Source organism: Ensifer sp. NM-2 (assembly GCF_003024455.1).
In the GTDB taxonomy this organism is placed as follows: domain Bacteria; phylum Pseudomonadota; class Alphaproteobacteria; order Rhizobiales; family Rhizobiaceae; genus Ensifer; species Ensifer canadensis.
Window position 1 is genome coordinate 1 of record NZ_PVZR01000148.1, and the last position, 438, is coordinate 438.

1 protein-coding gene is annotated in these 438 nt (G+C 69.4%); it reads left to right on the forward strand.

Annotation, left to right across the window (positions count from 1 at the left end; translation table 11 throughout):
- Positions 1-17: 17 nt before the first annotated feature.
- The coding region (locus tag C6558_RS39220) for a nucleoside monophosphate kinase (RefSeq protein WP_245449376.1) at positions 18-438 on the forward strand (421 nt) is incomplete at its 3' end.

The window sequence follows — 438 nt, forward strand, 5'->3', positions numbered from 1 at the left end:
GCCACAACGTGAAGTCGATGACGCCGCTCGGCGTCGAGGCCAAGAAGTACATCGACAACGGCGACTTCGTCCCCGATGAGGTCACGAACCGCATGGTCGCGGACCGCATCGCCCAGGCCGACGCGGAGCACGGCTTCCTGCTGGACGGCTATCCGCGCACGAAGGGCCAGGTCGAGGCGCTGGACGCCATGCTCGCCGAGGCCGGCCAGTCGCTGTCCGCCGTCGTCGAGCTGGAGGTGCCCGACGAGGAGCTCGTGGAGCGCCTGCTCAAGCGTGCCGAGATCGAGGGCCGCGCGGACGACACCCAGGAGGTCATCGAGCACCGCCTGGACCTGTACCACCGCGAGACCGAGTCCGTCATCCAGGAGTACGTGGAGCGCGGCATCGTCGCCCGCGTGGACGGCACCGGGCAGATCGACGACGTCACCGAGCGCCTGC